Annotated in this window: 9 protein-coding genes; all 9 read left to right on the top strand. The window is 61.2% G+C overall.

Annotated elements, in window-relative coordinates:
* Positions 1–18: 18 nt before the first annotated feature.
* The 9 genes from DMO17_RS00920 (at position 19) to DMO17_RS00880 (ending at position 19,519) form a co-directional block, all read left to right on the top strand.
* Positions 19–1,389, top strand: coding sequence for an aspartate aminotransferase family protein (locus DMO17_RS00920; protein WP_110680438.1), 1,371 nt, complete (start codon positions 19–21; stop codon positions 1,387–1,389).
* A 119-nt stretch (positions 1,390–1,508) separates the two neighbouring features.
* Positions 1,509–2,609 (top strand): polyamine ABC transporter substrate-binding protein, encoded by a 1,101-nt coding sequence (locus DMO17_RS00915; protein ID WP_110680437.1) that lies wholly within the window; start codon positions 1,509–1,511, stop codon positions 2,607–2,609.
* 267 nt (positions 2,610–2,876) lie between these two features.
* Entirely contained in the window at positions 2,877–3,920 is a 1,044-nt protein-coding gene (locus DMO17_RS00910) for a polyamine ABC transporter substrate-binding protein (protein WP_110680759.1), read from the top strand.
* A gap of 52 nt (positions 3,921–3,972) precedes the next feature.
* Positions 3,973–5,127: a polyamine ABC transporter ATP-binding protein gene (gene potA, locus DMO17_RS00905; protein ID WP_110680436.1), complete on the top strand. Its 1,155-nt coding sequence runs from the start codon at positions 3,973–3,975 to the stop codon at positions 5,125–5,127.
* A complete protein-coding gene (locus DMO17_RS00900; RefSeq protein WP_110680435.1) occupies positions 5,124–6,032 on the top strand; it encodes an ABC transporter permease subunit in 909 nt (302 codons plus the stop codon). The genes potA and DMO17_RS00900 overlap by 4 nt, the downstream gene beginning before the upstream one ends.
* Positions 6,029–6,907, top strand: a complete 879-nt coding sequence (locus tag DMO17_RS00895; protein ID WP_110680434.1) for an ABC transporter permease subunit — start codon at positions 6,029–6,031, stop codon at positions 6,905–6,907. Before DMO17_RS00900 ends, DMO17_RS00895 begins: the two co-directional genes overlap by 4 nt.
* A 178-nt stretch (positions 6,908–7,085) precedes the next feature.
* Positions 7,086–8,777, top strand: a complete 1,692-nt coding sequence (locus DMO17_RS00890) for a ShlB/FhaC/HecB family hemolysin secretion/activation protein (protein WP_110680433.1) — start codon at positions 7,086–7,088, stop codon at positions 8,775–8,777.
* Positions 8,778–8,807: 30 nt separating this feature from the next.
* The gene (locus tag DMO17_RS00885) at positions 8,808–18,338 is read left to right on the top strand and encodes a hemagglutinin repeat-containing protein (protein WP_110680432.1); all 9,531 of its coding nucleotides are present in this window, start codon (positions 8,808–8,810) and stop codon (positions 18,336–18,338) included.
* A complete protein-coding gene (locus DMO17_RS00880; protein ID WP_110680431.1) occupies positions 18,335–19,519 on the top strand; it encodes a hypothetical protein in 1,185 nt (394 codons plus the stop codon). Before DMO17_RS00885 ends, DMO17_RS00880 begins: the two co-directional genes overlap by 4 nt.
* Positions 19,520–20,012: the final 493 nt, after the last annotated feature.

Below are 20,012 nucleotides of genomic sequence, written 5' to 3'. Positions count from 1 at the left end.
GTAATAAAAGGTGTTGTTATGACCAATGTGACCAACCCGAAAACCCGCGAATGGCAGGCCATGAGCCGTGAGCACCATCTCGCGCCGTTCAGCGACTACCAGCAGCTGCACGAGAAGGGGCCGCGCATCATCACCAAGGCGGACGGTGTCTACCTGTGGGACAGCGAAGGCCACAAGATCCTCGACGGCATGGCCGGCCTGTGGTGCGTGGCCGTCGGCTACGGCCGCGAGGAGCTGGTCGAGGCGGCCGCCGCGCAGATGCGTGAGCTGCCGTTCTACAACACCTTCTTCCAGACCGTCCACCCGCCGGCCCTGGAGCTGGCCAAGGCGATCGCCGAAGTGGCGCCGCAGGGCATGAACCACGTGTTCTTCACCGGCTCCGGCTCGGAAGGCAACGACACCATGCTGCGCATGGTCCGCCACTACTGGGCGTGCAAGGGCCAGCCGAACAAGAAGGTGATCATCAGCCGCCACAACGGCTACCACGGCTCCACCGTGGCCGGCGCCAGCCTGGGCGGCATGAAGTACATGCACGAGCAGGGCGACCTGCCGATCCCGGGCATCGTGCACATTCCGCAGCCGTACTGGTTCGGCGAGGGCGGCGACATGAGCCCCGAGGAATTCGGCGTGTGGGCCGCCGACCAGCTGGAGAAGAAGATTCTTGAAGTGGGCGAGGACAAGGTCGCCGCCTTCATCGCCGAGCCGATCCAGGGCGCCGGTGGCGTGATCATCCCGCCGGACAGCTACTGGCCGCGCATCCGCGAGATCCTCGCCAAGTACGACATTCTGTTCGTGGCCGACGAAGTCATCTGTGGCTTCGGCCGTACCGGCGAGTGGTTCGGTAGCGACTTCTACGGTAACAAGCCGGACCTGATGACCATCGCCAAGGGCCTGACCAGCGGCTACGTGCCCATGGGCGGCCTGATCGTCAGTGACAAGGTGTTTCAGGTGATCAACGCCGGTGGCGACTTCAACCACGGCTTCACCTACTCCGGGCACCCGGTGGCGGCCGCCGTCGGCCTGGCCAACCTGCGCATCCTCAAGGACGAGAAGATTCTCGAGAAGGTCCGCGAGGAAACGGCACCGTATTTGCAGAAGCGTCTGCGAGAGCTGGCGGATCATCCGCTGGTGGGCGAAGTCCGCGGCGTGGGCATGCTCGGCGCCATCGAACTGGCGAAGAACAAGCAGACCCGCGAACGTTTCCCGAGCGAGCTGGGCGTGGGCATGATCTGCCGCGGCCACTGCTTCGCGAACGGACTGATCATGCGCGCCGTGGGCGACACCATGATCATCGCGCCGCCGCTGGTGATCAGCAAAACCGAGATCGACGAACTGGTGGACAAGGCGCGCAAGTGCCTCGATCTGACCGCCCGCGCGGTGCTGGTGTAAGGCTTGAGCCTTGGGCTCGACCTTGCCAGACTGCACGAGCGTTGGCCAGGCTCACCGGAGGGTGCGTCGCTAAGGCGACGCAGCCCCGGATACTTCAAATGACAATGGAGCTAACCCGCATGATCAAGACCTTCGGTAAAACCCTGCTTGCCGTGACCCTGGCAGGCGCCGTGGCCGGCGTAGCGCAGGCCGACGAAAAGGTACTGCACGTTTACAACTGGTCGGACTACATCGCCCCGGAAACCCTGGACAAGTTCACCAAGGAAACCGGCATCAAGGTCATCTACGACGTCTTCGACAGCAACGAAGTGCTGGAAGCCAAACTGCTCGCGGGCAGCTCCGGTTACGACATCGTCGTGCCGTCCAACCCCTTCCTGGCCAAGCAGATCAAGGCCGGCGTATTCCAGAAGCTGGACCGCGCCAAGCTGCCGAACTGGAAGAACCTCGACACCAACCTGCTCAAGGCCCTGGAGCCGAGCGATCCGGGCAACCAGTATTCCATCCCCTACATGTGGGGCACCATCGGCATCGGCTACAACGTCGACAAGGTCAAGGCCGTGCTGGGCGAGAACGCTCCGGTCGACTCCTGGGATCTGGTGTTCAAGCCGGAGAACATGGCCAAGCTGAAGGAATGCGGCGTGTCCTTCCTCGACTCGCCGACCGAGATCCTGCCGGCCGCCCTCAACTACCTGGGCTTCAGCCCCACCAGCGAGAAGCCGGATGAGCTGAAGAAGGCCGAGGAACTGTTCCTCTCCATCCGCAAGGATACCGCCTACTTCCACAGCTCGAAGTACATCGGCGACCTGGCCAACGGCAACATCTGCGTGGCCATCGGCTACTCGGGCGACCTGTACCAGTCCAAGTCGCGCGCCGAAGAAGCCAAGAACGGCGTGAACATCCTCTACAGCATCCCGAAAGAAGGTGCCGGCAGCTTCTTCGACATGCTTGCCGTACCGGCCGATGCGAAGAACGTCGAGGGCGCCCATGCCTTCCTGAACTTCCTGATGCAGCCGGAAATCATGGCCGAGATCACCAACTTCGTGCAGTTCCCCAACGGCAACGCGGCGGCCACCCCGCTGGTTGACGAGGCCATCCGCAACGACCCGGGCATCTACCCGGACGCCGCCACCATGGCCAAGATCTACACCTTCCCGGATCTGCCGGCCAAGGTGCAGCGCACCATGACTCGCAGCTGGACCACCATCAAGTCCGGCAAGTAACCGACAACAGCGACACCCTCCGGCGGGTGCTCCCGCCGGAGCCCCGCCAGGAGGCCCCATGACTCTCTTCGACTACCGTTACACACGAGCCCCACACAGCTCCGTGCGCGGGCGGCTGGGCGATCGGCATGGGCGTCAGGGATAGGCAGACAGATTCACCAGCAACCCCAGGTCGCGTAGATGGCCTGCAAGATCAACAAGAAAGAGGACTGACGTGTGCGAACTTCCTTCCGCAAGACCCTGACCGCCGTGGCGGTGACCCTGGGCATGGCCGGCGCCGTTCAGGCAGCTCCCACCGTGCACATCTACAACTGGAGCGACTACATCGGCGAGACCACCCTCGACGACTTCGAGCAGGCCAGCGGCATCAAGCCGGTCTACGACGTGTTCGACTCCAACGAGACCCTGGAAGGCAAACTGCTGGCGGGCCGCTCCGGCTACGACCTGGTGGTGCCGTCCAACCACTTCCTCGGCAAGCAGATCAAGGCCGGTGCCTTCCAGAAGCTTGACCGTACCCTGCTGCCCAACTGGCAGAACCTCGACCCGGTGCTGCTCAAGCAGCTGGAAACCAACGACCCGGGCAACCAGTATTCCGTCCCCTACCTGTGGGGCACCAACGGCATCGGCTACAACGTCGAGAAGATCAAGGCTGTGCTGGGCGTCGACACAATCGACTCCTGGGCCACCGTCTTCGAGCCGGACAACATGAAGAAGCTCAGCGCCTGCGGCGTGGCCTTCCTCGACTCGGCCGACGAGATGATCCCGGCCGTGCTCAAGTACCTGGGCAAGAACCCCAACAGCACCAGCCCGGACGACTACAAGCTGGCGGAAGACAAGCTGATGGCCGTGCGTCCGTACGTGACCTACTTCCACTCCTCCAAGTACATCGGCGACCTGGCCAATGGCGACATCTGCGTCGCGGTCGGCTTCTCCGGCGACATCATCCAGGCTGCCGACCGCGCCGACGAGGCCGGCAAGGGCGTGCAGATCGCCTACGCGATTCCCAAGGAAGGCGCCAACCTGTGGTTCGACATGATGGCCATCCCGGCCGACGCGAAGAACGTCAAGGAAGCCCACGCCTTCATCAACTACCTGCTCGAGCCGGCGGTGATCGCCAAGGTCAGCGACTACGTCGGCTACGCCAACCCCAACCCCAAGGCCGGCGAGCTGATGGACCCGGAAGTGCGCAACGACGAGTCCGTTTACCCCCCGCAGGCGGTGCTGGATAATCTGTTCATCTCCGCCGAATTGCCGCCGAAAGTGCAGCGCCAGATGACCCGCAGTTGGACCAAGATCAAGTCGGGTAAGTGAGTCTATTGCCCGGCCCCTGCGGCCGGGCGCCTTATGTTCCGGGAGTTTTGAAATGGCTGTTGCCTCCAGCGCCTACAAGAAAGCCCTAGAGGGCAACCAGCAACCCAAAGAGGTGCTGGTCAAGATCGACCGCGTGACCAAGAAGTTCGACGAAACCATCGCCGTCGATGACGTCTCGCTGACCATCAACAAGGGCGAGATCTTCGCCCTGCTCGGCGGCTCCGGCTCCGGCAAGTCGACCCTGCTGCGCATGCTCGCCGGCTTCGAGCGCCCCACCTCCGGGCGCATCCTGCTCGACGGCGTGGACATCACCGACATGCCGCCCTACGAGCGGCCGATCAACATGATGTTCCAGTCCTACGCGCTGTTCCCGCACATGACCGTGGCGCAGAACATCGCCTTCGGCCTCAAGCAGGACAAGCTGCCGCAGGCCGAGATCGACGAGCGCGTGGCCGAGATGCTCAAGCTGGTGCACATGACCCAGTACGCCAAGCGCAAGCCGCACCAGCTGTCCGGTGGCCAGCGCCAGCGCGTGGCCCTGGCCCGCTCCCTGGCCAAGCGCCCCAAGCTGCTGCTGCTCGACGAACCCATGGGTGCTCTGGACAAGAAGCTGCGTTCGCAGATGCAGCTTGAGCTTGTCGAGATCATCGAGCGGGTCGGCGTGACCTGCGTGATGGTGACCCACGACCAGGAAGAGGCCATGACCATGGCCCAGCGCATCGCCATCATGCACCTCGGCTGGATCGCCCAGACCGGCAGCCCGATCGACATCTACGAGACCCCGGCCAGCCGCCTGGTCTGCGAGTTCATCGGCAGCGTCAACCTGTTCGATGGCCAGATCACCACCGACGAGGCCGACCACGCCATCATCAGCTGCCCGCAGCTGGACAAGCCGATCTACATCGGCCACGGCGTCACCACCCGCGCCGAGAACAAGTCGGTCAGCTACGCCCTGCGCCCGGAGAAGCTGCTGATGGCCACCGCCCTGCCGGCGGACCATGAGCACCCCAACTACAACTGGTGCAACGGCACCGTGCACGACATCGCCTACCTCGGCGGCCACTCGGTGTACTACGTCAAGCTGAGTTCCGGGCAGATCGTGCAGTGCTTCATCGCCAACGCCGAGCGCCGCGGCAAGCGCCCGACCTGGGACGACGCCGTGGTGGTGTACTGGGAAGACGACAGCGGCGTGGTACTGCAATCATGAGAATCGGCAAACTGAAGCGCTACCTGCCCACCGGGCGGCATGCCGTGATCGGTGTGCCCTTCTTCTGGCTGTTCCTGTTCTTCCTGCTGCCGTTCTTCATCGTCCTGAAGATCAGCTTCGCCGAAGCCGACGTGGCCATTCCGCCCTACACCGACATCTACAGCTGGGCCGACAACCAGCTGCAGATCGTGCTCAACCTGGGCAACTACCTCTTCCTTCTGGAAGACGAGCTGTACCTGGCCGCCTACCTCGGCTCGCTGAAGATGGCCTTCGTCAGCACCGTCCTCTGCCTGCTGATCGGCTATCCGATGGCCTATGCCATCGCCCGTGCCAGCAAGGAAGCGCAGACCGCGCTGCTGCTGCTGATCATGATGCCGACCTGGACCGCGATCCTGATCCGCGTCTATGCCTGGATGGGCATCCTCAGCAACAACGGCCTGCTCAACGGCTTCCTGCAGATGATCGGGGTGATCGACGAGCCGCTGCAGATCCTCAACACCAACCTGGCCGTCTACATCGGCATCGTCTACTCGTACCTGCCGTTCATGATCCTGCCGCTCTACGCCAACCTGGTGAAGCACGATCCCAGCCTGCTGGAAGCCGCTTCCGACCTGGGTTCGAGCAACTTCAACAACTTCTGGAAGATCACCGTGCCGCTGTCGAAGAACGGCATCATCGCCGGCTCCATGCTGGTGTTCATCCCGGTGGTCGGCGAGTTCGTGATTCCCGAGCTGCTCGGCGGTCCGGAGACCCTGATGATCGGCAAGGTGCTGTGGCAGGAGTTCTTCAACAACCGCGACTGGCCGGTGGCGTCTGCCCTGGCGGTGGTGATGCTGGCGATCCTGATCGTGCCGATCATCCTGTTCAACCGTAACCAGGCTAAGGAAATGGAGGGCCGCGCATGAAACGCTGGAGCTTCTCCACAGTGATGCTGTGGGTCGGACTGCTGTTCATCTACCTGCCCATGCTGATCATGGTCATCTACTCCTTCAACGCCTCCAAGCTGGTCACGGTGTGGGGCGGCTGGTCGCTCAAGTGGTACGCCGGCCTGCTCGACAACAGCCAGCTGATGGGTTCGGTGATGCGCTCCCTGGAGATCGCCCTGTACACGGCGGTCGCCGCGGTGGCGCTGGGCACCCTGGCCGCCTTCGTGCTGACCCGGGTGACCCGCTTCAAGGGCCGTACCCTCTTCGGTGGCCTGGTCACCGCGCCGCTGGTGATGCCGGAAGTGATCACCGGTCTGTCGCTGCTGCTGCTGTTCGTGGCCATGGCCCAGCTGATCGGCTGGCCGGCCGAGCGTGGCATCCTGACCATCTGGATCGCCCACACCACCTTCTGCTCGGCCTACGTGGCGGTGGTGGTGTCGGCGCGCCTGCGCGAGCTCGACCTGTCGATCGAGGAAGCGGCCATGGACCTCGGCGCCAGGCCGTGGAAGGTGTTCTTCCTGATCACCATCCCGATGATCGCGCCGTCCCTGGCGGCCGGCGGCATGATGTCCTTCGCCCTGTCGCTGGATGACCTGGTGCTGGCCAGCTTCGTCTCCGGCCCGGGCTCGACCACCCTGCCGATGGAAGTGTTCTCCGCCGTGCGCCTGGGCGTGAAGCCGGAGATCAACGCGGTGGCCAGCCTGATCCTGCTGACCGTGTCGATCTTCACCTTCTTCGCCTGGTACTTCGCCCGCCGTGCCGAGGAGCGCCGCAAGCGCGCCATCCAGCAGGCCATGGAGTCGATGGCCGAGGAAGTCACCAGCAACAACTGGAAGCCGGCCCAGGCGGCCTGATTCCACAGCGGTAAAGAAAAAGGCCACCTGCGGGTGGCCTTTTTCTTGGTCAAAAAACGTGATGAGGGTCACTTTTTTCTGGGTGAGCTGAGAAAGCCTCTTGCCTGCATGATGTGTTGTATAAAAAATGCGCACCTCCTGATGTCGGAACGCCAGTAATAGCCAAGGATTGGTTGCGATGCGCCAGCAGCTGTTCGCCTCTGTTTTTGTCTGCCTATCTATTTTCTGCTCCCCATCCTTTGCCCAAGAGCTCTTGCCTGGCGAGCGCGACCTCATTCGCGACCGCCAGCAGCGCCTGCTCGACGAGCAGCGCAAACGCCTAGAGGAACTACAGCAACTGCCCGGCCAGCAGGAGGAGCAGTCGCAGGCTCCCGCCGAGGATGAGCGCTGCTTTGAGATCAAGGGCATCCGCCTGCAGGGTGCCAGCCTGCTGTCCGAGACCGAGAAGCACGACCTGCTCAAGCCCTTCGTCAACCGTTGCTTGGGTACGGGCCAGCTCAACGAATTGCTTAAGGCCGTAACCCAGCGCTACGTCGACCGTGGCTACGTCACCTCGCGCGCCTACCTGCCGCAGCAGGATCTGAGCGACGGCGAGTTGGACGTGTTGGTAATCGAGGGCCGTCTGGAGGGGCTGGACAGTTCGGCCATCGCCAGCGAGCGCGAACTGGCCATGAGTTTCCCCGGCAAACTCGGCGAGCCGCTGAATCTGCGCGAGCTGGAGCAACTGGTCGACCAGCTCAACCGCCTGCCCTCGCGCCCCGCACAGCTGGAGCTGGTGCCCGGCACCGAGGTCGGCGGCAGCCGGGTACAGCTCAAGGGTGAGCCGAGCAAGCCCTGGCATGCCTCCGTCAGCCGGCATAACGACGGCGATGTCAGTACCGGCGAGCAGCAATGGGGTATCGGCCTGGACTGGGACAGCCCGCTGGGCCTGGCCGACCAACTGAGCCTACGTGGCGGCCTGGATGCGGTCAGCGACGAGTTCCGCCACTCCGATAATCAGAGCCTCTACTACAGCCTGCCCTACGGCTGGTGGACCTTCAGCTACAGCTACAGCCAGAGCTACTACCGCAACCAGACTGAAGGCTCCGGCTTCGTCTTCGAGATGGACGGCGAGAGTCGTACCCATGCGCTGCGCGCCGAGCGCCTGTTGCACCGCGACTCGCTGAGCAAGACCAGCGTCAACTTCGGCCTCAGCCACCTGCGCACGCGCAACTACATCGACAGCGCGCTGATCGACGTCTCCAGCCAGCGTCTGTCGGAGACCCAGCTTGGCTTCAACCACGGCCGCCGCATCGGCAGCGCCTTTGTCAACGCCGACATCGGCTGGCAGCAGGGCGTCGGTGCCCTGGATGCGCAGAGCGAAGGCGACCCGCTGCCGGGCGAGCCGGTGGCCCGCTACAACAAATACAGCCTGACCCTCAGCTACCTGCAGCCCTTCCAGTTGTGGGGCGAGTCGTTCAGTTTCGACAGCCTGGCCAACGGCCAGTGGAGCGAGGATGTGCTGTATAGCCCGCAGCGCATCAGCATCGGCGGCCTGGCCTCGGTGCGTGGGTTCAAGGAGCAGTCGCTGTCCGGCGACAGCGGCGGCTACTGGCGCAACCAGCTGCGCTGGACACGCCCGGTGACTTGGGCCCCGCTGCAGCCCTACTTGCAGCAATACGGCGTCGCCTTCGCCTACGACCTCGGCGTCATCCATGGCGAGCGCTACAACCCCGAGCTCAAGGGCCGGCTCTCCGGCAATGCCTTCGAGTTCAGCGCGCGCGGCCAGCACCTGGCAGCGAGCGTCACTCTGGCGCGCTCGCTGGAGCGGCCTGCGGTGATCGAGAACCGCGAGCACCCACTGTACTTCCGCGTCGATCTTTTCTTCTGATTTTTCTTGTTGTTGGCAGGAGCTTCTTACATGGACGTCCGTAGCCCATTCTTCCAGAACATCGCCGCGGCCCTGGCCGGCATCCTGTTCCTCAACCCGATCATGGTGGCTGCCGCCGAGGCTACGCTGGCTGCGGCCAACGGCAATACCGGGGTGACCCAGGCGGGTAACGGCGTGCCGGTGGTGAATATCGCCACGCCGAACGGCAACGGTCTGTCGCACAACAAGTTCACCGACTACAACGTCGGCCAGCAGGGGCTGATCCTCAACAACGCCACGGCCAAGACTCAGAGCACCCAGCTCGGCGGCATCATCCTCGGCAACGCCAATCTCAAGGGCCAGGCCGCCAAGCTGATCCTCAACGAGGTCACCGGTGGCAGCCCCAGCCAACTGCGCGGCTACACCGAGGTGGCTGGCCAGCAGGCCCATGTGGTGGTGGCCAACCCTAACGGCATCACCTGCAACGGCTGCGGCTTCATCAACACGCCACGCGCCACCCTCACCACCGGCAAGCCGATCATCGAGGGCGGTCGCCTGGACCGTCTACAGGTCGACGGCGGGGCCATCAGCATCGAGGGTCAGGGTCTCAATGCCAGCAACGTCGACCAGTTCGACCTGATCACCCGCAGCGCCAAGCTCAACGCCGAGCTGCACGCCAACAAGCTCAACATCATTACCGGCGTCAACGACGTCGAGCTCGCCGAGCTGGCCGTCAGTAAGCGTGCGGCCAGCAAGGCAGACGAGCCGCAGTTGGCCATCGACAGCTCGGCGCTGGGCGGCATGTATGCCGGCGCCATTCGCCTGGTGGGCACCGAACAGGGCGTGGGCGTGAAGTTGGCCGGCGACATGGCGGCCAGCGCGGGCGATATCCAGATCGATGCCAGCGGCAAGCTGAGCCTGGCGCAGACTGCCGCCAGCGGCAGCGTGCGCATCGCCGCCGAGAGTCTGGAAGCCAATGGCCCGGTCTACGCCGGCAACAACATTTCGGCGCAGGTCGATGGCGAGCTGAGCAATCAGCAGAGTCTGGCGGCGCGCGACGCCATCGCGCTGAGTGCGGACAAGCTGGTCAACCGCGGCGTGGTCGAGGCCGGCGTCAATGCCGACGGCAGCCGCAACACCAGCGGCAACCTGAGCGCCACGGCGCGTGAGTTGAACAACCACGATGCGACCCTTGCCGCCAGCCGCCAGCTGCAGATCAAGGTGACACAGACCCTGAACAATCAGGGTGGCACCCTGAGCGCCGGCAGTCAGGGCTCGGTGGATAGCGCCAGCCTGAACAATCACGGCGGCCGGGTGCTGTCGCAGGGTGCGCTGACGGTCACGGCCGACGCACTGGACAACAGCGGGGAAGGCTTGGTGTACGGCAAGCAGAGCGTGGCGGTGCAGGCCGACACCCTGGATAACCGCAGCGGCCAGGTTTCCAGCAAAGGCCAGGCTGAGATCAAGGTGACCAGCCTGGACAACCGCCAGGGCAGCCTGGTCAGCGAAGGCTCCATGGCCGTCGAGGCGCAGAGCCTGGATAACCGTGGCGGTCTGGTCTCCGGCTGGCAGGGCCTTGAGGTCGAGGGTGGCACGCTGGACAACTCGGCCAGCGGCACCCTGTCGAGCAAGAATGGCGCGCTGGCGGTCGAGCTGCAGGGCGGGCTGAACAACAGCGGCCAGGGGGCGCTGGTCAGCAAGGGGGATCTCAAGGTTCAGGCGGCCAGCCTGGATAACAGTTCCGCCGGCGTCATCTCCAGCCAGGCCAAGATCGAGCTGGCACTGGATGGCAAGCTGGATAACCAGGCTGGTTTGGTCAGCAGCCAGGGCGACCTGCAGATCGAGGCAACTGAGGTCGACAACCGCGGCGGCGAAATCGGCAGTGATGGCAACCTGTTGTTGCGTGGTGACAGCCTGAATAACTCGGCCGGTGAGTTGGTTAGTGAGGGCAGTTTCACCCTGGAGCTGCTCGGCCTGCTGAACAACGCCAACGGCCAGTTGGCCAGTTCCGGCAACCTGCTGCTGAGCAGCGGCAACCTGGACAATCGCGGCGGCAAGCTCTTCAGCCAGGGGTTGCTGGAGCTGCTGACTGGCGATCTGGACAACTCCGCGGGCGGCAACTTGGCAGCCAACGGCAAGCTGCAGATCAAGGCCGGCGGACAGCTGAACAACGGCCAGGGCGGCCTGATCTCCAGCGAGCAGGGCGATGTCGCAATCGCTGCCAACAGCTTCGACAACAGGACCGGCACCATCATAGGCAAAGGCCAGCTCAGCCTGGCGGTGGCTGGCGCGCTGAACAACCAGCAAGGCACCCTGCAGAGCGCGGAAGACGACCTGTTGGTAGAGGCTGGCAGCCTGGACAACCGCGATGAAGGAACTCTCAGCAGTCTGTTGGGCTGGATACGTGTGCAGCTGGATGGTCTGCTCGACAACCGCGGCGGTACCACTCAGGGTGCGCAGTTGGAAATCTCCAGTGGCGATCTGCGCAATGATGGGGGGCATATCGCCGCCACTGCTGGCGGTGCCAAAATCACTGCAGCGGCTATAGAAAACGGTACGGGCGGTTTCTACGCAGAGAACGGCTTACTCGAAGTAATAGCCGACAGCTTCGGCAACCAGGGCAGCGGTACTTCGGACCAGCAGCGCGGCAAGGTGGCCGCGCAGCAGATCGACTTCAGCCTGAGTGGCGCCTTGAACAACCACTACGGCCTGATCGAGAGCGGCAGCACTCTGCGCATTGAGGCTGCCAGCCTGAGCAACAGCCAGGGCAAGCTGCGTGCCCTCGGCAGCGCGGGCGAGTCGCTGATCGACGTCGGCCTGCTGGATAACCGCTCCGGCCTGGTTGAGGTCGGCAACGCTGTACTGCGCTTGCAGCTCGATGACCTTAAAAACACCGGCGGCGAGATCCGCCATGCCGGCAGCGGCAACCTCGCCTTGGCCTCGGCGCGGGCCATCGCTGCCGGTGGCACCCTGGCCACCAGCGGCGAGCTGAATATCAGTGCGCAGAGCTGGACCAACAGCGGCATCCTCCAGGCCGGGCGCCTGCTGCTCAACGTCAATCAATTCAACCAGACCACCAGTGGTCAGTTGCTGGCCGGCGAATCGCTGATCGCCACCGGCGGCAGTTGGACCAACAATGGTCTGATCGCCAGCGACGGCGACCTCAGTCTCACCCTGAGCGGCGCCTATGGTGGTAGCGGCAAGCTGACCAGCCTGGGCGACCTGACCCTCAAGGCGGCCAGCCTCAACCTGAGCAGCGCCGGGCGCGTCAGCGGTGGCGGCCTGGCCGACATCGATATCGACGGCATCCTGGCCAACAGCGGCAAGCTCACTTCCGCCAAGGACCTGAAGGTTGCGGCGGCCACCCTGAACAACTACGGCACCCTGGGCAGCGGCGAGAACCTGCGCCTGAGCGCAACCAACCTGCTCAACGATCGTGGTCTGATCTTCAGTGGCGAAGACATGTCGCTGCGGGTGGATCGTTTCACCAACTGGTACGCCGATGTATTCAGCCTCGGCTCTCTGTTGGTGGCGAAGGATGTTTCAAACAACTGGTCGACATTAATGGACAACGTCTCCGGCTCCATCGAGAGCCGGGGTGACATGCAGCTGCGGGCTGCAACCCTGCGGAACCGCAAAGAGAAATTCGAGCTTGCCGAGCGATTGGTGTCCGGCGACATCTCATACGAGTGCAAGGAGCATAGTGGCGACTGTCAGGGCAGCCACTACGACATCATGTACTACGTGGACGAGGTACTTGAGCGCACCGTACTCTCCGACTCGCCCGCTGCCAGCATCGTCACCGGGGCGAACCTGCTGATGCGCGGCAGCTCCTTCTCCAACAGCCATAGCCGGGTATCAGCTGCTGGCAATATCTCCATCGACGTGAGCAGCTTCAGCAACGAGGGTGCGGCCTCCTCGACAGTGGTGCGTAGCCGAATGTTCCGCAACCCAGTGGACTCTGAGAGCGCCGACCGCTTCTGGGACATGGTGGAGCCAGGCGGGGCCCTTTCCGAATATGCCAGGTACAACTCCCGCTATGTCTATGAGTACTGGGAGTACCAGCGCATGGACAAGGGTCAGATGCAGTACAAGGCTACCGTCTCGCGCGGGCAGCAGAAAACCAACGAGCTGAACCCCTATTACGACCCCTCGCGCCAGCAACCTGTACCCAGTCGCATTCTTGGCTACAGCTTGGTGTCTTCCACTGAGACCGTAACGCCGACCGGCACTGCCTCCAATGCAGTGATACAGGCCGGGGGTAGCCTCTCGATCAAGGCCAGCGACTCGTTCAACAACAGTGTGCTGACCAGCAATAGCAATGTTGTACTGGGCGCGAACAAGGTTGCCAGCACTGCTGCTAGCGGTACCGGTAAGAACTTTGTCGTAGTGCTGAATGCTCAGCTGCCGCCAGATCTACAACAAAAACAGATGAACCCGCTGACGCTGCCGGGCTTCAGTATTCCCCAGGGTGAAAATGGCCTGTTCCGCCTGAGTGGCGCCGGTAGTGCGCAGGGCCAGACGGTGGATGGCGCCGAAATTGCGCCGGGTAGCGGTCGCCAGCCTGGCGCTCATCGCTACCTGATCGAGACCAATCCGGAACTGACCAATCTCAAGTCCTTCATGGGTTCCGATTACCTCCTGGGGCTGCTCGGTTACGACCTGGACAAAGTCAGTCGGCGCCTTGGTGACGGCCTGTTCGAACAGCGTCTGATGCGCGAGGCCATAGTCGCGCGTACCGGCCAGCGTTTCCTCGCCGGCCTGACCAGCGACGAGGCCATGTTCAAGTACCTGATGGACAACGCCGTTGCCAGCAAGAGCGCTCTGAAGCTCTCGCTGGGCGTCAGCCTGACTGCCGAGCAGGTTGCAGCCCTGACCCACGACATCGTGTGGCTAGAGGAGCATGAGGTTCTGGGCCAGAAAGTGCTGGTTCCAGTGCTCTACCTGGCCCAGGCCGAAGGCCGCTTGGCCGCCAACGGTGCGCTGATCCAGGGCAAAGAAGTCAGCCTGATCAGCGGTACAGATCTGAGTAATCAGGGCACTCTGCGCGCAAGTGAAAACCTTGAGGTTAAAGGGCGCAACATCACCAATGTCGGGGGCCTGATGGAGGCTGGCAAGCGCCTCGATCTGTTGGCTGCAGACAGCATTCGCAATGCTCAGGGCGGCATCATCGCCGGCCGGGATGTGAGCCTGATTGCCGAGAGCGGCGATATCAGCAACGAGCGCACGGTATCGCGGCATGTCGCCAGCCACTCCGGCAAGGTCTTGACCAATGACTATGTCGATAGCGCAGCACGCATCGAAGCCGGCAGCCTGCTGAGCCTGTCTGCGGGGCGCGATATCTCCAACGTGGGCTCGTCTCTGCAGAGCCGGGGTGACATCGAGCTCGATGCCGGCCGCGATATCAACCTGGCAGCCGCCACCGAGCTGCATCAGGTCACCAAGGGCAAGAAATACAACGACGAGCACCTGCGCCAGATCGGCGGCGAGGTGGTTGCCGGCAATGACATCTATGCCAGCGCTGGCCGAGACATCACCGCCACGGCCAGCAAGCTCTCGGCAGGACGGGATCTGGATCTGCTGGCGGTGCGCGATGTATCCATCGTTTCCGCAGCCAACGAGGATCACTTCTACTCCAAGAGCAAGAAGGTCACCAAGAGCACCGACCGGATCACCCAGGTGGGCTCAAGCCTAGAAGCCGGGCGTGATGTGTCCGTTCGTGCCGGCCAGGACCTGACCCTGCTCGCCAGCAAAGTGAAGGGCGGCCAGGACGTCGATCTGGATGCTGGGCGCGATCTCAATGTGCTGTCTGCCAAGGACGAAAAAGCATCCTTCTACTTCAAGAAGAGCAAGGGCTCCTTCGGTCGCAGCAAGAGCGAGCAGAAGGAAAGCTACGACAGCACCAATGTCGCCTCTGTGGTGGAGGCCGGTCGCGACCTGACGCTGAACACCAGCAAATCCAGCGATGGTGGTCTGAATATCGACGGTGGTCGTGACGTCACCATTATCGGGAGCCAGCTCAAGGCGGGTGGCGACTTGATGGTCGGCGCCACGCGCGATATCGCCGTGTTGTCCGGCGTCGAAGAGCACGGCTCATACAGCAAGAAAACCAAATCCGGTTTCCTCGGCCTTTCCAGCAGTGGCAAGAGCAAGATGAAAACCACGGCCACCCAGGTCTCCAGCGAGCTGGATGCAGGCAACGATGTGGTCATCGCGGCGGGCAACGATGTACGCCTGCGGGCCAGTACCGCCTCAGCCGGCAATGATGTGGAGTTGCGTTCGGGGTTGGTGACCGAGACCGGGGATATCAATCTGGTGGCGGCCAACGATACGGCTTATAGCTTGACAGAGAGCTATAGAAAGAAAACCGGGTTTTCCCTTTCGGACGGCATGTTGTCGGTGTCTTCCGCCAAGGAAGCCGGCCGAGAGGCACAAAGCAGTACCAGCGTAGGTAGCCAAGTTACGGCGGATCGCGATGCGATTCTGCAAGCCGAGCGCGACATCAACGTTATTGGTAGTGGTGTCAGTGCCGGGCGTAACGTGTTGTTAGATGCCGGACGCGACGTCAAGGTTGCTGCCGCAAAGAGCCAGAACTCCGATGCAGTTTGGGAGCATGAGCGGCGCACTGGTATCGGGCTGGAAAGCGACCGCAACGGGTTTACTGCATTTGTGGGCAATGACCTGCAGGCAGACAAAACACGGGTGACCGATCTGACAGCCTCAGCTAGCCAGCTCAATGCTGGCGCTGATCTCGATGTCCGTGCAGGGCGTGACATCAACCAAACCGGTTCTGACCTGCAAGCTGGGCGAGACATCAATCTGAGTGCCGTACGTGATATTAACCTCGACGCAGCCACTGAGCAGTCTATGCGGGAGCAAGAAGAGACTCATCAGCGCAACGGATTGACTGTCAACATGAGCCATAATTTCGGCAATACGATGGACGCCATCAAAGGTGTCGGTCAGGGCGAAAATGCCATCAGTCAAGTTTCCAGCGTGCTAAAGACGGCAGATGCAATAACGCAGTTTGTTTCTGGTCCTTCGACCGCTGTGCATCTTGGTACGACCAGTCAGGAAACCCTCTCCGCTGAGGGCGTTGTGGGCAATCGCCCATCCACTTTGACGGCGGGGCGTGACGTCAATCTGCAGGCTGGAAATGATATCAATGGTCGAGGTAGCCAGATTCAGGCCGGACGCGATATCAACATGACCGGCCGCGACATCACTCTGGATGTTGCCCATGGTCAGCAAACGAGCAGTTCTGAACAGACCATTAGCCAGAGTGGCATCAATGGTGGCTCCACCTTCAATAGTGCCAGGGCTGGTGTGGGGGGCAGTCATGGCACACAGACTCTGGAGGGGCATCAAGGCACCTTACTGACTGCGCAGCTGCAGGCTGGTCGCGACGTTAATCTGGATGCAGATCGAAATCTTAGCCTGATAGGAACTCAAGTCCTGGCCGAGCGAGACATAGGGCTCAAGGCTGGCAACGACTTGGAAATCCGTGCTGCACAGAACGACTCCACCTATGACATGAATCGGAGGAGTGGTGGCGGAGAAGTGGGGCTGGCCCTGGGTGGGCAGGACTTTATTTCCGTCTATGCCAGCGTCGACATTGGAAAAGGCCAACTGGACCGTGACGCCGGGCGCCAGCAGGATGCCTATCTCTATGCTGGCAACCAACTGCGCTTCGAGAGTGGGCGGGACACCACGGTCGCCGGTGCTTGGGTGGAGGGGCAAGATGTTACGGGTAAGGTTGGCCGCGACCTGCTGGTCTCGTCCGCTCCCAACACCGGTAAGGTAAGTGGTGATGAGTTAGACGCCAGCCTGACTGTCAGTGTGGGCATCTATGGCAGTGTAAGCGCCAGCGGCTCGGTGGGGGTTGGCAGGACCACGGGTTCCACCGACTGGGTAGAGCGCCAGACTGGTATTGTCGCTCGCGATAGACTCGACATTCGTACGGAAGAGCATACGCAGTTGGATGGTGCTCTGCTGGCTTCTGGCACCGACAACCTCAAACTGGATACCGGCACCTTGGGCTTCCGCGATATCAAGGGGCACGATAAGGAGCACTCCTGGTATGCCAATGCGGGGGGTACCTACACCTGGGGCAGTGATAGCGGATCGAGCGGTAACAATTCGATGGATGGCAATGCCACCGCAACGGCTGCAGTGGTGGATCCGAGCCAGGAGAACAATTCAGGCGAGAACAATTGGAACCTGAGTGGTTACGACTATCGCAAGGAGCGCGAGCAGACCGTGCGCGCCACGGTGGGCCAGGGTGAGATCATCGTCCGCAATGATGCGGCAACTGGCCAGGACTCAACAGCTGGTCTGAACCGTGATGTCAGCAAGTCCTACGAGGTGACCAAGGATGACGAAGAGAATACCAATCTCTATGTCAGCAGTTCGTCCTTGGAGGCTGTGACTCATCCCCAGGAGACGGTGCAGGGATGGGTGGCGAATGCGGAGAACTATGGGCGCCATTCTGTAGAGGCGTTCACGAATCTGGGGGCCTTGAAAGATCAGGCGCGCTCGGCGGCTGAGCAAAATAGTCTGGTTGCTGCTTTGGCTTGGGCCCCAGCGCTACTGGTCGATGCCATGGACTCCATGAACGTTCCAAGCTTGGGGATAGTCCCCGGGCCGGGAAACCATGGGGGGCTGTTTAGCCAACTGCCAGTTTTGGTTACTGGGGATCTGCAGCCGGTTCGAGTGACCGGAACTTTCAAAACTGATGAGAACGGTCAGCTGGTTGGCAGGGATGGCAAGCCTCTGCAGGACGGTGATAAACCTATCCTCGATGAAGATAACCTGCAGGTAGAGCAGTTCAAAAGTTTCAACCAGGAAGAAGACAAGATCTTCACCAATGGCATCATGAACAGCATGATGGAGGCCGTTGCCAACGGACTGATGCAGAGTGGTAGTAGCGACGGTGAGGCCAGCTTTGTGCTGGCTTACAACCCGACGCATGGTTTGATCGGGGATCTGATCGAGTCGGCCACCGACAAGAACCTTCAGGGTGCGGTTCTGTCTGGCACGGCTAGGAACCTGAATGGACTATTCAAGCAGGCGATAGATGCTGGGCCGGACAGCCTGCATATCTACGGTCATAGCCAGGGCGGTTTGCTGACCTGGGTGGCGATTAAGGGGCTGGATTTTTCTCAGGGCAAGAGTCCTGTAGTTGAGATGAATAGTATCCAGCTTTCAGGGGCACCAGTGGATGCTACAAAGTTCCACGATGATGCGCAGGCCGTTGGTTTTGAGGGCGAAGACCAGCACATATTCCAAGTCAATCGCCCCGATGAGACAGTGTTCTTTGGTCTTCTGCCCAAGACCGATACGGTCTCGGACCTACCGCTGCTATTAGGTGGTAATGCACAGTATTCGGATGACCCCATAGCACGCACGCTGGGCGCGCTGTTCACCGTGACCAGCCTGTTTGGTGCGGGAAGTCCGCACAGCAATTACTCTTGTGTTACCTGCCCCACCTCTGCTCCCGGCAGCGTGGAGACGCAGATCAGAAATATAGTGATAGATCCAGCGCTTATTGATAACCAGGGCAATACCAGGAGGCTGGAATGACCAGGTGGCTCTTTCTGTTGCATCTGTCGTTGGCGCTCGTTTCGGGTTGTGGTGGGTACAAAATGACTTATGGGGTGGCCAGTAAGAGCGGCCATGTCAATTATCCCTTGTGTGAAAAGGCCAAGCAGCGAGTCACGGATATGCAGCGCATCAGCTTTGAATTGCCACCGCTGTTCAAACAGGCGCCTTGTCGGAACTGGCCTGACTATGGCTACAACTCCAAGACCGATAGGGTGAATGTAGGAATCCCAGGCGTCATCGCCAATGAGTCGCAGATGTCTATTGGTGGCGTCTACTCAATGTCCTTTCATGCCGGCCCTGGGCGCAAAGAGTATTACCTTTCTCCCGAAGTATTCTTTATCGATTATCAGGAGTACCTCAGCAAACGCTCGGCGACTTCCCGGCTGGTGACGGCGAGTTGGGTGGAATGGTCGGGCGGGCGCTGTGCACGCTTTTACTCGGATAACGACACCAAACTTTATCTGCTCAGGGTCGTCGACTATTTCTGCTGGGAGCCTGTCAGTGGCTCGGACTTTCCTATTCATATTGGGGCCTCTGAGAAACTGCCGCCGGGGCACCCCCCGACCAACTTGGATAAGGAGCTAGTCGAGCCGGTTTTATCCAGCTTGCAGATCAACCCAGTTCCCCCAGAGCGTTTGGCTCTGTGGGCAGGTTATCGGACAGAGTTCTGTGCGACCTTGAAGAAGAGTTATGACGAGAAGTCGGCGGTAAAACTGGCTGATGATCCAGACCGTCGGCGAAGTATTCGCTATTTGCGTGAGTGTGGTTACGAAACCCCTGACGCCGTGGGCGTGGGAGACTGGGGGGATATCTTCAAGCCGGGTGGCAAGTTAATCGGCGTGGCAATGGGTAGTGAGTCTCTTCGTAAAATATCCCGGGTGCAGTTCGTTGAGTTGGAGAAGAGATTATTTGAGCTGCAGTTGAAGTCGGGTGTCAGGCCGGATATTAGAGTGCAGAAGCTGTCGCGCGATGGAAACGTTCTTGTTGAAAAATTTAGTATAACGGGGCCTTACAGTGGGCAGTGGTACCATGTGCCTCCATATTATTCTGATCGGGAGGGGCTCGGTGTGCGCCATGATCAAGAGTTGGGGTGGGTGCTGGATGTTTCTATACGTGAGGGCGGGCTGCCTTTAGATCTTAAGATTGTTGGAGGGAATTAGAGTCAGAGGGAGTCTGCAGTCATGTATCCTGCTGAGGGATTTTATAGCGGCGGGCGATTTTCATTGATGATCATTCACACTGGTCTGTCTCTTATCTCGGTAATTTTCGAGGGCTTGTATGTTGTTCAGATTTATTTTTATTGCGCTGGTCTCTGTCTATCTGGCCGGCTGTACTTTCGGGAGCAAAATCGATTAATCCCAGGTCTATCCGCAAGTAGGCTCTACGCCGGCTAAACTTGTTGAAGTGATGGTCGTGGATGAGCGGGCTTATATTCTCAGCGGCAGCAAGACGGCGGATTATGTTGGGCTGATTCGCGGCAGCTACTACATCCCCTATGACGTCAATACCCGTAGTGGTGAACCGCTGGCGCATGACCTGCAGTAGTCCATCATCGGTAGGATCAAGCAATCGGGTGGTGAGGCCGAGCCTGCAAAGCCAGGGAGCACTCAAGCCTCCGGCGCTGGTCGGCAGCTTCTGGCGGTGCGGGTCAAG

This window comes from Aquipseudomonas alcaligenes (assembly GCF_003205495.1).
GTDB lineage: Bacteria > Pseudomonadota > Gammaproteobacteria > Pseudomonadales > Pseudomonadaceae > Aquipseudomonas > Aquipseudomonas alcaligenes_B.
Note: the sequence above shows the minus strand (reverse complement) of the source record. Positions and strands in the feature narration are given on the sequence as shown.